A 13,257-nucleotide genomic window follows, 5' to 3' on the forward strand; every position below is an offset into this window, starting at 1 on the left:
AATATCCAAACTTTTTCTTAATTATATATTTTTTTTACTAATCGTTCAATTTCAAAACAGCCATAAATGCTTCTTGAGGAATTTCTACATTTCCTACTTGACGCATACGTTTTTTACCTTTTTTCTGTTTTTCTAAAAGTTTACGTTTACGAGAAATATCTCCACCATAACATTTTGCTGTAACGTCTTTTCTTAAAGCTTTAATCGTTTCACGAGCAATTACTTTAGCTCCAATTGCAGCCTGAATAGGAATATCAAATTGTTGTCTTGGTATTAATTCTTTTAGTTTTTCACACATTTTTTTACCAATATGATACGCATTACTTTCGTGAATTAAAGCCGAAAGCGCATCAACTGGCTGTGCATTTAACAAGACATCTAAACGCACTAATCTTGATTCACGCATTCCTATTGGATGGTAATCAAAAGACGCATATCCTTTAGAAACTGTTTTTAATCTATCATAAAAATCAAATACGATTTCCGCTAATGGCATATCGAAATTTAATTCTACACGTTCGGTAGTTAAATACGTTTGATTGGTAATTACACCACGTTTTTCGATACACAAACTCATTACATTTCCAACGAAATCCGATTTTGTAATGATGGTTGCTTTGATATATGGTTCTTCTACTCTATCTAATTTAGATGGCTCTGGTAAATCGGATGGATTGTTTACAATTAAAATAGTATCAGGTTCTTTTTTAGTGTACGCATGATACGAAACGTTAGGAACAGTAGTAATTACCGTCATGTCAAACTCACGCTCTAAACGTTCTTGGATAATTTCCATGTGTAGCATTCCTAAGAATCCACATCGGAAACCAAATCCTAACGCAGCTGAACTTTCCGCAGCAAATACTAAAGAAGCATCATTCAACTGAAGTTTTTCCATCGAAGCACGTAAATCTTCATAATCTTCTGTATCTACAGGATAAATTCCAGCGAAAACCATTGGTTTTACATCTTCAAAACCTTTAATCATATTTGTTGTAGGTGTTTTTGCATCGGTAATAGTATCACCTACTTTTACCTCTTTAGCTTCTTTAATTCCAGAAACTAAATAACCTACATCACCAGTTGAAATAACACTTTTTGGTACTTGATTTAATTTTAATGTCCCAACTTCATCCGCAAAATATTCATTGCCTGTAGCCATGAACTTAATCTTCTGCCCTTTTTTTATTTCTCCATTAATAACACGGAAAATTACTTCAATTCCTCTAAAAGGATTATAATGCGAATCGAAAATCAGAGCTTGTAATGGCTCTTCCGGATCTCCTTTTGGAGCCGGAATTTTATCAATAATAGCTGCTAAAATATTTTCAACACCAAAACCTGTTTTTCCAGAAGCATGAATAATATCTTCTAATTTACATCCTAATAAATCAATAATATCATCACTAACTTCCTCAGGATTAGCACTTGGTAAATCTACTTTATTTAAAACTGGAATAATTTCCAAGTCGTTCTCTAAAGCCAAATATAAATTCGAAATCGTTTGTGCCTGAATACTTTGCGCTGCATCTACAATCAACAAAGCACCTTCACAAGCAGCAATAGAACGAGAAACCTCATACGAGAAATCCACGTGACCTGGAGTGTCAATCAAATTCAAAATGTATTGTTCCCCTTTGTAGGTATATTCCATTTGAATAGCATGACTTTTTATGGTAATTCCACGTTCGCGTTCTAAGTCCATGTTATCTAGTAACTGAGCCTTTTCTTCACGAGCTGTAACGGTTTGCGTAGCACCTAATAAACGGTCTGCCAACGTACTTTTTCCGTGGTCAATGTGTGCAATAATGCAGAAATTTCTAATGTTTTTCATCTTTCAATGTAAAGTTCATGTACAAGAGGCATTTTCATCTTCCAAACTCTTGTGCGTTTAATCTGCAAATATAAGCTAAAGTTTTGGATTTTAAAGCCGATAAACTTTGGAAACCCATTCGATTTAAAAAATTCCTATCTTTGCAAAAAATTGAACCACCATGCCTAAAATTGGTAACATCATACTACCCGATTTTCCTTTATTATTAGCCCCAATGGAAGACGTGAGCGACCCACCATTTCGTCGTTTATGTAAATTACACGGAGCTGATTTAATGTACTCTGAATTTATTTCTTCAGAAGGATTGATTCGTGATGCGGTGAAAAGCAAGCAAAAGCTAGATATTTTTGATTATGAACGACCTGTTGGAATCCAAATATTTGGTGGTGATGAAGAAGCGATGGAAATGTCGTCGCGAATTGTGGATGCCGTTCAACCTGATTTGGTAGACATCAATTTTGGCTGTCCTGTTAAAAAAGTGGTTTGTAAAGGTGCTGGTGCTGGTGTTTTGAAAGATGTAGATTTGATGGTGCGTTTAACCAAAGCTGTTATCAAAGGAACCAATCTTCCAGTTACAGTAAAAACACGTTTAGGCTGGGACGAAAGTTCAATTAATATTGACGAAGTTGCCGAGCGTTTACAAGATATTGGCGTGCAAGCCTTAACAGTTCATGCCAGAACACGTGCGCAGATGTATAAAGGACATTCGGATTGGAGTCATATTCAAAGAATTAAAGAGAACCCTAGAATTACAATGCCAATTTTTGGAAATGGTGATATTGACTCTCCTGAAAAAGCTTTGGAATACAAAAACAAATACGGTCTTGACGGAATGATGATTGGTCGTGCTGCGATTGGCTATCCGTGGATTTTTAATGAAATTAAACATTATTTCGCCACAGGAGAAAAATTAGCTCCGCCAAGCATGAATGACCGAATTGAAGCCGCAAAAAATCATTTAATTTGGAGCATCGAATGGAAAGGTGAACGATTAGGCATTAACGAAATGCGTCGTCATTATACCAATTATTTCAAAGGCATTCACGGTTTTAAAGAATACAAACAAAAATTGGTTACCACAGATGGCATCAATCAGTTATTGGATGTGTTTACTGAGATTGAACAAGTGTATGCGGATTATGTTTTTGAAGAATCAAACTAAACGTACAGATGAACAAATTAATTACAATTTTCATTTATGTTATAATTATTATTTTCTCTTTAAAACTAATAATTGTCGTTGGAAATTATATTAAAATATCAAATTCCACTGAATATGTAATTGCAAAAAAATTCATCAAAGAAGATCCAAGTCTAAAATCTAAAATTGGTGAAATTAAAGATTTTGGCTCGTTTCCAAAAGGAGGAATTCAATGGAAAAATGGTTTAAATTCAGCTCAAATCGAAACTAACGTGATAGGATCAAAAGGAGAAGCTTACGTTATCATATTTATCAAAGAAAATCATGAAAAAAAGTGGATTTTAGACACATTGTTGATTTCAAAAATCGATAAATAATCTACCCATGATACACCCTAGAAAACACAATCTTCCCTTCTTTAATTTCCAAAACCTCAGCCACTAACATATCAGCTTCACCTGCTACTTGACGTGTGTATTCCATAAAAACTCTGTCGGTGTTGGCGGTTAATGAAGTTACTTTGTAATGTAAAGTTGGTAATCTATCAAAAGCGTCTTGCCACCACACGCGCATGGCTTCTTTTCCTATGATTAAACCATTGGTTTCGGGCTGACGAATTTTTAATTTCGGACTAAAATGTTGGGCTTCGTCATCGTATAATTCTAATAATTTCTCTAAGTTTTTCGTATTGAAAGCATCAAACCATTTAATGGCGATTTGTTGTAGTTGATTTGGCATAAAGTTTTATTTTAATTTGAAACACATAGACATATAGGTTTCATAGTTGTTAAAAAGTCGTTTCACTTTGCATAGAAAACATAGCGTAGTGAAAAATTCATAAAAAAAGGCACAAAGAATAAAATCCTATGTGCCTATGTGTTTCAAAAAAAGCGTTTAGGCATTTTTTAAGTTGATGATTTCTTGTTCCGTTAAGAATCTCCAATCACCTCTTGGTAAATTTTTCTTAGTTAAACCAGCAAAAGTTACACGGTCTACTTTTAAAACATCGTATTTTAAGTGTTCGAAGATTTTACGAACCACTTTTACGTTAGACGTTTTCATTTTGATTCCTATTTCACTTTTTGGTTGATCTTCAATATAGGTGATTTCTTCCACGAATACTTTGTGGTCGTCAATCATTAATCCTTTTTGGATTTTTTCTAAATCTTCGAATTTCAAATTTTTATCTAATGTAACTTGGTATACTTTAGAAGAACGTTGGTTAGGAACTGTGAATTTCTGAACCATTTCAGTATCATTCGTAAACAACAACAAACCAGTTGTGGTTTTATCCATTCTTCCAACAGGTAATAAATTCGATTTTGAAGCACCACGAACTAAATCCAACACGTTTGCTGAACCTGGAGAATCATCACCAGCTGTTGAAAAGTTTTTAGGCTTGTTTAATAAGACATATTCTTTCTTTTCTGGCGTAATGTTTACACCATCAAACTGAACAACATCGGTTAATTTAACTCGGTGACCCATTTCGGTGACAACAACACCATTTACTTTTACATTACCGCTTTGAATGTAAATATCCGCATCTCTACGACTACACATTCCTGAATTAGAAATATAACGATTTAGACGAATTTCGTCTGGATTAGATGGTCTTTTTGGTGATTTTGGAGCTTTTGGAGCTTCTGGTTTTGCCACTTCTGGTTTAGTTGCAAATTTTGAAGGTGCTTTACGAATTGGTGCATTTCCTCTTGAATTGCTCTCTTTCTTGTAGCCTCCTTGTCTTGCTGAACCCGGACGGCTTTTATCATTCCCTTGACGTGACATAATTATAAACAAATTTTTGCAAAGATATAACTAATATGTTGAAACGCCCACTTTAGTTTTTTAAATCCGAAAATGATAGGCAGAAACAACTAATAAAAAGATATAGAATGAGTTAAAATTAGTTTTTTTCCATGAAATAATACAGAAGGTTCTATTAAAACAATGCAAAAAACACCCGAAACTATAATGAACTTCAATAAGAAATGAAGTTTCAGATATTCTGTTTTTGTGGTTGCTTTCCACAACATCATGCAAAAAAACAACAAAGCAATTAAGCTCAAATAAAAGTAAATATCCATGTAACCCACATTGTAAATTTCGATTAAGAAATACACTGGTATCAATGTTAAAAAAGTCAATATAGAAATGATACTTTTTGCTCTCTTTTCGCCAAAAACAACAGGAATAGTCTTATAATCAGCAATTAAATCGCCTTCGATGTTTTCTAAATCTTTAATTAATTCTCGAATTAAAATCAACAAAAACAAAAACGTAGCATGTGCAAAAATGACTTCATAAAAGTTTTTGTAATACATTAAAATTCCGAAGAATGGTAAAACCGCTAAAACTGCCGCTGTAATGTTTCCAATTAAGAACATTTTTTTCAACTTGTGCGAATAAAACCAAATCAAGAAAATATACGCCGAAAAAAACAACATCGCTCGCCAAGAAATAAAAAACATCATCAAAGCCACAATGAAATTAATCGTAAAATAGACTTTTAACTTAGTTTCTTGACTCACCAAACGGTCAATCATAGCTTTTTTAGGGCGATTGATTAAATCTTTTTTGGCATCGTAAAAATTGTTAATAATGTAACCCGAAGCAATCGTTAAAGTAGAAGCAACAACAATTAAAAACAAACGCCAATCTAGAATAATATCTAAAGCACGTTTTTCGGGAGCTAAAATGAATATGGCAGAAAGATATTGCGCCAATGCAATCACCCAAATATTATATCCTCTAATCACAGAGAAAAAACTGAATATTTTAGTAAGGACTAATTTGGTTTTACGGGTGAGCATTTCTTTTTAGGTGAAAGGTGAAGGGTTAAGGGCGAAAGATGAAAGGCATAAGTATTCAATTTATTGTTAAATCTAACTTCCTTTTGCCTTTTGCCTATTCCCTTTTGCCTATTTCTAAAAATTATAAACTACTTCTAATTTATAGTCTTTTAAAGATGCTTTTGCTTTGTCTAAATCTTGGGTAAATCCTAAAATATAACCGCCACCGCCAGAACCACATAATTTTAGATAGTAATCGTTCGTATCGATTCCTTTTTGCCAAACTTGGTGAAATTGCTCTGGAATCATAGGTTTAAAGTTATTCAAAACTACTTTTGATAATTGTTTAGTGTTTTCTAATAACGATTTTACATCGCCGTGTAAGAAATTTTCCACACAAGCATCTGTATATTTTATGAATTGTGATTTTAACATGGTTCTGAAACCGTTATCCTTTAAGTTTTCCATGAAAATAGAAACCATTGGAGCAGTTTCGCCCACAATTCCTGAATCAATTAAGAAAACCGCACCTTTTCCTTGTGTACTTTGCGTTGGAATTCCAGTAGCTTCAATATTATCTTTCGAATTGATTAAAATTGGAATACTCAAATAACTATTCAACGGGTCTAAACCTGAACTTTTTCCGTGGAAAAACGATTCCATTTGAGAGAAAATCGTTTTTAATTGTAATAATTTTTCACGCGTTAAATTTTCTAACACCGTGATTTTATCATTGGCATATTTATCGTAAATAGCCGCTACTAAAGCACCACTACTTCCTACACCATATCCTTGTGGAATGCTTGAATCAAAATACATTCCGCTGTTTACATCTTGCTTTAAAACTTCTAAATTAAAAGTTACTAATTCAGGTTGTTCCGCTTGTAATTGCTCTAAATAAGTAACGAATTTTTTTAAACTTTCGTTTGATTTAACTGCGCTTTCCGAAGGATTTTCATCTTTCTTTAAAGCACCATTATAGAAATTATAAGGAATTGAAAGTCCTTTCGAATCTTGGATAATTCCATATTCTCCGAAAAGCAATATTTTTGAGTAAAAAAGTGGTCCTTTCATAAATTTCAGTTTTCTTTTTCAGTAAACAATGAGTAAATGTACAAAATTAATTTGATTTAGCGCCATTCCCAATTTGATCACAAATATACTGACCATTTTGACAATAGCCAACTAATTCATCTTGAATAAATTGCAATACGTTTGCTTTTACATTTTCGGGATACAAAACGTGCACATTTGCACCTGCATCTAACGTAAAACAAACTGGAATTTGGGTTTCATTTCTGAATTTCCAAATCTTATTAATAATTTCCAATGTATTTGGTTTCATCAAAATAAAATAGGGCATTGAAGTCATCATCATAGCGTGTAGAGTCAAGGCTTCGCTTTCTACAATTTTGATGAATTCTGCGATATTTCCTGATGATAAAATAGCTTTAATTTTTGATAAATTTTCGTGAGCTTGCTCAAAACGTCTTTCTGCATAAGGATGATTGTGCATTAAATCGTGTCCAACCGTACTTGAAACTTGCTTTTCTCCTTTATCAACTAGCAATATGGTATCTTGGTAGTTTTTAAAGTTTGGATGAATTTCTGAAAATTCTACTCCAAACAAATCCGAACTTCCTTTAATTTCAGCGTGATTTCCCCAAACTACTACTTCGCCTTTGATACTTCTGCACGCGCTTCCACTTCCTAATCTTGCCAAAAATGAAGCTTTTGAATAGAAATATTCGTCAGAAATAGTTGGATTAATAGCTTTTTCTAAACTCATAATGTTCATTGCTAAAGCTGCCATTCCAGATGCCGAAGAAGCAATTCCTGAGCTATGAGGAAAGGTGTTTTGAGTATCAATTTTAAAATGATATTCCTTTAAAAACGGACAATATTTCTCGATTCTTTCGAAGAATTTTTGAATTTTTGGTTTGAAATCTTCTTTTGGTTTTCCTTCAAAAAGTAAATCGAACGAAAAACTATTGTTTTCCGATTTTTTGACTACTTCTAACTTCGTGATTGTTTTACAATTGTTTAACGTAAAACTTATTGAAGGATTCGCCGGAATTTGGTTTTCTTTCTTGCCCCAATATTTTACTAAGGCTATATTACTAGGTGCACTCCATTCGAAACTTGCAGAATCAATGGAATTATATGAGGTTGCGATAAAATCTTTTTCGATAAGCATAGCTTAAAATTTTGACAAAAATACCGATTTTGATTGATTTGTTCCCTTGATATTTCGTTAATTTGCCTATAAAATTGAAAACATGAACAAATATCTTAAAATTATATACTGTATTGCCATCTGTTTAGCTGTTGGTTACTTGTCGAGCAACGTTACGCAATCAAGCATCACTACTTGGTATCCAGAAATTAAAAAACCGAGTTTTAATCCGCCAAATTGGGTTTTTGCACCGGTTTGGACCATGCTTTTCATCATGATGGGAATTGCTGCAGGAATGGTTTGGAATAAATTAGAAACCAACAAAGAATTGGTAAAAAAAGGATTATTGTTTTTTACTGTTCAGCTACTTTTGAACGCTTTGTGGTCATATTTGTTCTTTGGATTGAACAATATTTTATTGGCTTTAATCGAAATTATTTTGCTTTGGTTAATCATTTATGAAACGTACCATATTTTCAAACAAATAGACAAAAGAGCTTCTTATTTATTGATTCCGTATTTAGCTTGGGTAGGTTTTGCAACGATTTTAACTGGCAGTATTTTTTGGTTGAATCGATAATAAAATATTATTTAAGATATTCTCAGCCACAATAAAACCGCCTGTCCAAGCATTCTGGAAGTTGAATCCACCTGTAATAGCATCGATATTTAAAATTTCGCCTGCAAAATAAACGTTTGGTAAAATTTTGCTTTCCATGGTTTTGAAATTAACTTCTTTTAAATCGATTCCGCCAGCAGTAACGAATTCTTCTTTAAAAGTACTTTTTCCGTTAACGTGAAATTCGCCATTCGTAAGTTGTTCAATTAACGAATTCAATTGTTTTTTATTTATATCTGCCCATTTGGTTTCCTCTGAAATTCCTGCTGCTTTTACGAGGTTTTCCCAAAGGCGTTTTGGCAATTCGAAATGTGCGTATTTTGAAACTAATTTTTTGGCGTTTTCTTCTTTGATGTCTTTCAACAAATCAAGCGCTTCGTCAAAAGTAGTTTCGTTTAACCAATTGACTTGAATAGCAAATTGATACTTTTTTTCAGCTAATTCTCTTGCTCCCCAAGCCGAAAGTCTTAAAATTCCTGGACCGCTCATTCCCCAATGCGTAATTAACAATGGCCCTGAAGCTTCTAATTTGGATTTCTTAACCTTTACTGAAGCAACCGCAGAAAGTCCCATCAAATCTTTAATTCGAGGATCTTTGATGTTAAACGTAAACAACGATGGAACTGGTTCGATAATTGAATGACCGAGATTTTGCAACAATTCCCACATTTTTGGATTACTTCCGGAAGCCATTACGATTTTCTCACAAGTAAAAACTTCTTGCGTTGTAGTTACTTTCCAATGGGTTTCGGTTTTGTACAATTCTTGAACACTGTGATTAGTTAGAACATCAATTTTTAGCTTTTTAACCGCTTCATGAAAACAATCGATTATCGTTTGAGAAGAATTGGAAACTGGAAACATTCTGCCATCGTCTTCAATTTTAAGTTCTACTCCATGTTTTTCGAACCATTCAATAGTATCCCCTGAACAAAACTGGTTAAATGGTCCTTTTAATTCGCGTTCACCGCGAGGATAAAATTTCACTAAATCGTTTGGTACAAAACACGCATGTGTCACATTACATCGTCCGCCACCCGAAATGCGTACTTTTTCTAAAACGCTTTTTCCTCTTTCAAGAATAGCCACTTTTAAGTTTGGATTCTTCTCTACAATATTGATTGCTGTGAAAAATCCGGCAGCGCCTCCGCCGATTATTATGATGTCGTATTTTGAGTTCAAATGATTTATTTTAATTTGAAATAAAAGTAGTTATTTTAAAATAAAAAAGCTCCAACTTTCGTTAGAGCTTTTCGTGCGGGTAAAAGGACTCGAACCTTCACACCTTGCGGCACCAGATCCTAAGTCTGGCGTGTCTACCAATTTCACCATACCCGCGACAATTGGAGTGCAAATATAGATATTCGTATATATAAATCAAACAAAAAAGAAAATAATTTCATTAAAACTGATAAACCACTCCTACTCCAAGCAATTGTTTTAACTGAACCTTAGGTCCTTTAATAACTTGAACACCACCTTCTTCTTCTTTCGATTTAATATCATCATCATAAACAACATGTGTGCCGATATTAGCTTTAACATATTGATTTACTGTCATATCCAATTGCAATTGCCAATCGACATCAATATTTCCAAAATTATTTATATAATCTGTATACAAAGCAATTCTGTGCTCAAAATTGATGTTTTTAAATACTTCTTTTTTCCACTGATTTGTAACCAAGATACCTGTTTCATTTCTAACATTTTTACCTTCTCTTACTAAATTTCCGAATTCATCATAAATTGCTTTTTCAACCCCAAAAGCACCTTGATTGGCTAATCTTTGATCGAAAACCATAGTTGTCTTTTGTGTTAAAGGAGAAAGATACAAGTTTAGATTCAAATCTTTTCTCGAATATTCGGCTCCAATACCTAAAAATGCATAAGCGGGTGCAAATGGTTTCGAAATTGCTAAATCAGTATTTGGATAAGCGTAACCATTAGCAAACTGAGTATTAAAATTAAATTTTCCAGCATAATACCAGTTAGAGATGGTATCTGTTCTAAAACCAAATGTAGAGTTTAATTGTAATTGATCGTCAGTTTTCCTAACATCTTGCTTCTCTTGCTTGTTGATCCCGTATCGAGCAATCAATTCGTTTTTCCAAACTAAATTTTTATTTGTGTATGTTCTAACAAATTGTCCTTTTAATAAACCCGAAACAGAATTATTCCCTCCTGCATTCCAATTAACAAAAGTTATTTGAGATATATCTAAACCAACAATATTTTCTTTTGACCAATTTGACGTAGAATCTGGTAATTGTGTTCTAATAATTTGTGCTGAAGATTGTAAGCAAATAAAAAATAGTCCAAAAAGGTAGGCTTTTTTAAACATTTGAATAAGTATTAAATAATTGTTTTAAATGATTAACATCGATTTTGCAAAGTTGTTGCAACTCAAAAACTGTTCCATGTTCTATAAATGAATCAGGAACTCCGAGATTGATAATTGATTTATTTAAATTGTTTGTTGCAATAATGACACTAATTTGTTCTCCAAAACCACCAGTAATCACTCCATCCTCAATAGTAATAATGTGGTCGTGTGAATTTATAATAGATTTGACAGCATCAATATCCAATGGTTTTATAAATGGGAAATGATAATGCGAAAATAATTCTAGATTTTCTACTTCTTTCAAAGCTTTCGTAACATTATTACCAATAGTTCCCGTAGATAAAATGACAACTTTACTTCCTTTTTGAAGTTCTTTTATATTACCAATTTCTATTCTCTCAAAAGGTTGTTCCCAATTCACATTTTTGCCCCTTCCTCTTGGATAACGAATAGCGATTGGATGATATAATCCTTCTGAAGCGGTAAACATTATATTTCGTAACTCCATTTCATCTTTTGGAGCCGCAATAATTAAATTCGGAATACAATTCAAATAGGCAATATCAAAAACACCGTGGTGAGTTGCGCCATCTTCACCAACCAATCCTGCTCTGTCCAAACAAAAAATAACAGGTAAATTTTGTAAAGCTACATCATGAATTACTTGATCGTAAGCACGTTGTAAAAAAGTAGAATAGATATTACAAAAAACAACCATTCCTTGGGTAGCCATTCCAGCAGCTAAGGTAACCGCGTGTTGTTCTGCAATTCCAACATCAATAGCGCGTTTTGGAAAAGCTTCCATCATGTAAGTCATTGAACTTCCTGTAGGCATTGCTGGAGTAATTCCAATGATTTTTTCGTTTTGATTAGCTAATTCCACTAATGTATGTCCGAAAACATCTTGAAATTTGGGTGGTAAATGCGATTCGTCTTTCGGATGAATTTTTCCAGTTTCAGCATCGAATTTTCCTGGTGCGTGATATTTCACTTGGTCTTCTTCCGCCAATTGTAATCCTTTACCTTTGGTAGTTATCACATGCAAAAACTTTGGTCCTTTAACCGATTTTAATCGTTCTAATTCCGAAATTAATTTGGGTAAATCATGTCCATCAATCGGGCCAGAATAATCAAAATTCAAGGATTTGATAATGTTATTTTGTTTTGGATTTTTTCCTTCTTTTACAGCAGTTAAATAATCTTTCAAGGCTCCAATACTTGGGTCAATTCCGATAGCGTTATCATTTAAAATCACCAATAAATTCGCATCAGTAACTCCTGCATGATTTAAGCCTTCAAAAGCCATTCCGCTTGCAATCGAAGCATCTCCAATCACCGCAATATGTTGTTTGTCAACTTCTCCTTTTAATTGTGAAGCCAACGCCATTCCTAAAGCAGCCGAAATCGAAGTCGAAGAATGCCCAACGCCAAATGTGTCAAAAACACTTTCACTTCGCTTTGGAAAACCTGAAATTCCATTTAATTCTCTATTTGTATGAAAAATGTCTCGTCTTTCTGTTAGGATTTTATGTCCGTAAGCTTGATGACCTACATCCCAAACCAATAAATCTTCTGGCGTATTGAAAACATAATGAAGTGCAATCGTCAATTCAACAACACCCAAGCTTGCGCCCAAATGCCCTTCTTTCTTCGAAACAATATCAATGATAAAGTCTCTCAATTCTTTGGCTAATTGAGGGAGTTGATTTCCAGGAAGTTTCCTTAAATCGGCTGGGTTGTTAATTTTTGAAAGCAAATTTTCCATCACAGCACAAAAGTAAGAATTGGTTATCGTATTTTTGTACTTATGGAGAATATTTTTACCGATGCCTTTTTTATGAAGAAAGCCTTACAAGAAGCCGAAGTAGCTTTTGAAAAAGGCGAAATTCCTGTTGGAGCTGTTATTGTTATCGATAATAAAGTAATTGCTCGCACCCATAACTTAACCGAATTGTTGCATGATGTAACTGCTCATGCCGAAATGCAGGCCATAACCAGTGCTGCGAATTTCATAGGCGGAAAATATTTAAAAGATTGTACTTTATACGTTACGTTAGAACCTTGCCAAATGTGTGCAGGCGCTTTGTATTGGTCACAAATTTCTAAAATTGTTTTTGGTGCGTTCGATGAAAATCGTGGTTTTCAAAAAATGGGAACTCAATTACACCCGAAAACCCAAGTAGTTTCAGGCGTTTTAGAAAAAGAATGTAGTGATTTGATGAAGGCTTTTTTTAAAAATAAAAGATAATTTTTTGTAAGTATTTTATTTAAAAATATTTTTATCTTTACTAATAAGAATTTGCACGGTTTTTGTTACGGCTAACTCGAGAACAAAAACAAATTAACTC

Annotated in this window: 13 protein-coding genes and 1 tRNA gene; 4 read left to right on the forward strand and 10 right to left on the reverse strand. The window is 33.5% G+C overall.

The annotated features are described in order from the left end of the window. Window positions 1-37 precede the first annotated feature (37 nt). Window positions 38-1,834, reverse strand: a complete 1,797-nt coding sequence (gene lepA, locus B2741_RS12385; protein WP_291139422.1) for a translation elongation factor 4 — start codon at window positions 1,832-1,834, stop codon at window positions 38-40. Between the two features lie 160 nt (window positions 1,835-1,994). Between lepA and dusB the strand changes: the two genes are divergently transcribed. Together dusB and B2741_RS12395 are read left to right on the forward strand one after the other, a co-directional pair. Then, a complete protein-coding gene (dusB, locus tag B2741_RS12390; RefSeq protein ID WP_291139424.1) occupies window positions 1,995-2,996 on the forward strand; it encodes a tRNA dihydrouridine synthase DusB in 1,002 nt (333 codons plus the stop codon). Window positions 2,997-3,004: 8 nt separating this feature from the next. Next, window positions 3,005-3,352, forward strand: a complete 348-nt coding sequence (locus B2741_RS12395) for a hypothetical protein (protein ID WP_291139427.1) — start codon at window positions 3,005-3,007, stop codon at window positions 3,350-3,352. Between the two features lies 1 nt (window position 3,353). Here B2741_RS12395 and B2741_RS12400 read toward each other — a convergent pair whose 3' ends face one another. The 5 genes from B2741_RS12400 to B2741_RS12420 form a co-directional block, all read right to left on the reverse strand. Next, window positions 3,354-3,713 (reverse strand): nuclear transport factor 2 family protein, encoded by a 360-nt coding sequence (locus B2741_RS12400; RefSeq protein WP_026725323.1) that lies wholly within the window; start codon window positions 3,711-3,713, stop codon window positions 3,354-3,356. A 156-nt stretch (window positions 3,714-3,869) separates the two neighbouring features. Further along, window positions 3,870-4,763 (reverse strand): pseudouridine synthase, encoded by an 894-nt coding sequence (locus B2741_RS12405; protein WP_414655310.1) that lies wholly within the window; start codon window positions 4,761-4,763, stop codon window positions 3,870-3,872. An 89-nt stretch (window positions 4,764-4,852) separates the two neighbouring features. Further along, complete coding sequence (locus tag B2741_RS12410; RefSeq protein WP_291139431.1) at window positions 4,853-5,788, reverse strand: geranylgeranylglycerol-phosphate geranylgeranyltransferase; 936 nt, start codon at window positions 5,786-5,788, stop codon at window positions 4,853-4,855. A 114-nt stretch (window positions 5,789-5,902) separates the two neighbouring features. Next, the gene (locus B2741_RS12415) at window positions 5,903-6,841 is read right to left on the reverse strand and encodes a mevalonate kinase family protein (RefSeq protein ID WP_291139434.1); all 939 of its coding nucleotides are present in this window, start codon (window positions 6,839-6,841) and stop codon (window positions 5,903-5,905) included. Window positions 6,842-6,887: 46 nt separating this feature from the next. Continuing rightward, on the reverse strand, window positions 6,888-7,964 hold the full coding sequence (locus B2741_RS12420) for a diphosphomevalonate/mevalonate 3,5-bisphosphate decarboxylase family protein (RefSeq protein ID WP_291139437.1): 1,077 nt from the start codon (window positions 7,962-7,964) through the stop codon (window positions 6,888-6,890). An 82-nt stretch (window positions 7,965-8,046) separates the two neighbouring features. Between B2741_RS12420 and B2741_RS12425 the strand changes: the two genes are divergently transcribed. Continuing rightward, a complete protein-coding gene (locus B2741_RS12425) occupies window positions 8,047-8,523 on the forward strand; it encodes a TspO/MBR family protein (protein ID WP_291139440.1) in 477 nt (158 codons plus the stop codon). Here B2741_RS12425 and B2741_RS12430 read toward each other — a convergent pair. From B2741_RS12430 to B2741_RS12445, 4 genes are all read right to left on the reverse strand, one after another. Continuing rightward, complete coding sequence (locus B2741_RS12430; protein ID WP_291139442.1) at window positions 8,491-9,744, reverse strand: NAD(P)/FAD-dependent oxidoreductase; 1,254 nt, start codon at window positions 9,742-9,744, stop codon at window positions 8,491-8,493. The two genes, B2741_RS12425 and B2741_RS12430, sit on opposite strands and share 33 nt — an antisense overlap. A gap of 74 nt (window positions 9,745-9,818) precedes the next feature. After that, window positions 9,819-9,900: transfer RNA gene (locus B2741_RS12435), tRNA-Leu, on the reverse strand. A gap of 64 nt (window positions 9,901-9,964) precedes the next feature. Further along, window positions 9,965-10,906, reverse strand: coding sequence for a DUF3078 domain-containing protein (locus B2741_RS12440; protein ID WP_291139445.1), 942 nt, complete (start codon window positions 10,904-10,906; stop codon window positions 9,965-9,967). Next, on the reverse strand, window positions 10,899-12,674 hold the full coding sequence (locus tag B2741_RS12445; protein ID WP_414655311.1) for a 1-deoxy-D-xylulose-5-phosphate synthase: 1,776 nt from the start codon (window positions 12,672-12,674) through the stop codon (window positions 10,899-10,901). The genes B2741_RS12440 and B2741_RS12445 overlap by 8 nt, the downstream gene beginning before the upstream one ends. Window positions 12,675-12,716: 42 nt before the next feature. On the opposite strand from B2741_RS12445, the gene B2741_RS12450 reads away from it, so the two are divergent. Next, window positions 12,717-13,157, forward strand: coding sequence for a nucleoside deaminase (locus B2741_RS12450; RefSeq protein ID WP_291139450.1), 441 nt, complete (start codon window positions 12,717-12,719; stop codon window positions 13,155-13,157). Window positions 13,158-13,257 lie beyond the last annotated feature (100 nt).

Source organism: Flavobacterium sp. UBA7663 (genome assembly GCF_002483315.1).
Taxonomy (GTDB): Bacteria; Bacteroidota; Bacteroidia; order Flavobacteriales; family Flavobacteriaceae; genus Flavobacterium.

Coding starts and splice junctions, on each gene's coding strand:
- lepA (WP_291139422.1), bottom strand. CDS start 1,834: ATGAAAAACATTAGAAATTTCTGCATTATTGCACACATTGACCACGGA.
- dusB (WP_291139424.1), top strand. CDS start 1,995: ATGCCTAAAATTGGTAACATCATACTACCCGATTTTCCTTTATTATTA.
- B2741_RS12395 (WP_291139427.1), top strand. CDS start 3,005: ATGAACAAATTAATTACAATTTTCATTTATGTTATAATTATTATTTTC.
- B2741_RS12400 (WP_026725323.1), bottom strand. CDS start 3,713: ATGCCAAATCAACTACAACAAATCGCCATTAAATGGTTTGATGCTTTC.
- B2741_RS12405 (WP_414655310.1), bottom strand. CDS start 4,763: ATGTCACGTCAAGGGAATGATAAAAGCCGTCCGGGTTCAGCAAGACAA.
- B2741_RS12410 (WP_291139431.1), bottom strand. CDS start 5,788: ATGCTCACCCGTAAAACCAAATTAGTCCTTACTAAAATATTCAGTTTT.
- B2741_RS12415 (WP_291139434.1), bottom strand. CDS start 6,841: ATGAAAGGACCACTTTTTTACTCAAAAATATTGCTTTTCGGAGAATAT.
- B2741_RS12420 (WP_291139437.1), bottom strand. CDS start 7,964: ATGCTTATCGAAAAAGATTTTATCGCAACCTCATATAATTCCATTGAT.
- B2741_RS12425 (WP_291139440.1), top strand. CDS start 8,047: ATGAACAAATATCTTAAAATTATATACTGTATTGCCATCTGTTTAGCT.
- B2741_RS12440 (WP_291139445.1), bottom strand. CDS start 10,906: ATGTTTAAAAAAGCCTACCTTTTTGGACTATTTTTTATTTGCTTACAA.
- B2741_RS12445 (WP_414655311.1), bottom strand. CDS start 12,674: ATGGAAAATTTGCTTTCAAAAATTAACAACCCAGCCGATTTAAGGAAA.
- B2741_RS12450 (WP_291139450.1), top strand. CDS start 12,717: ATGGAGAATATTTTTACCGATGCCTTTTTTATGAAGAAAGCCTTACAA.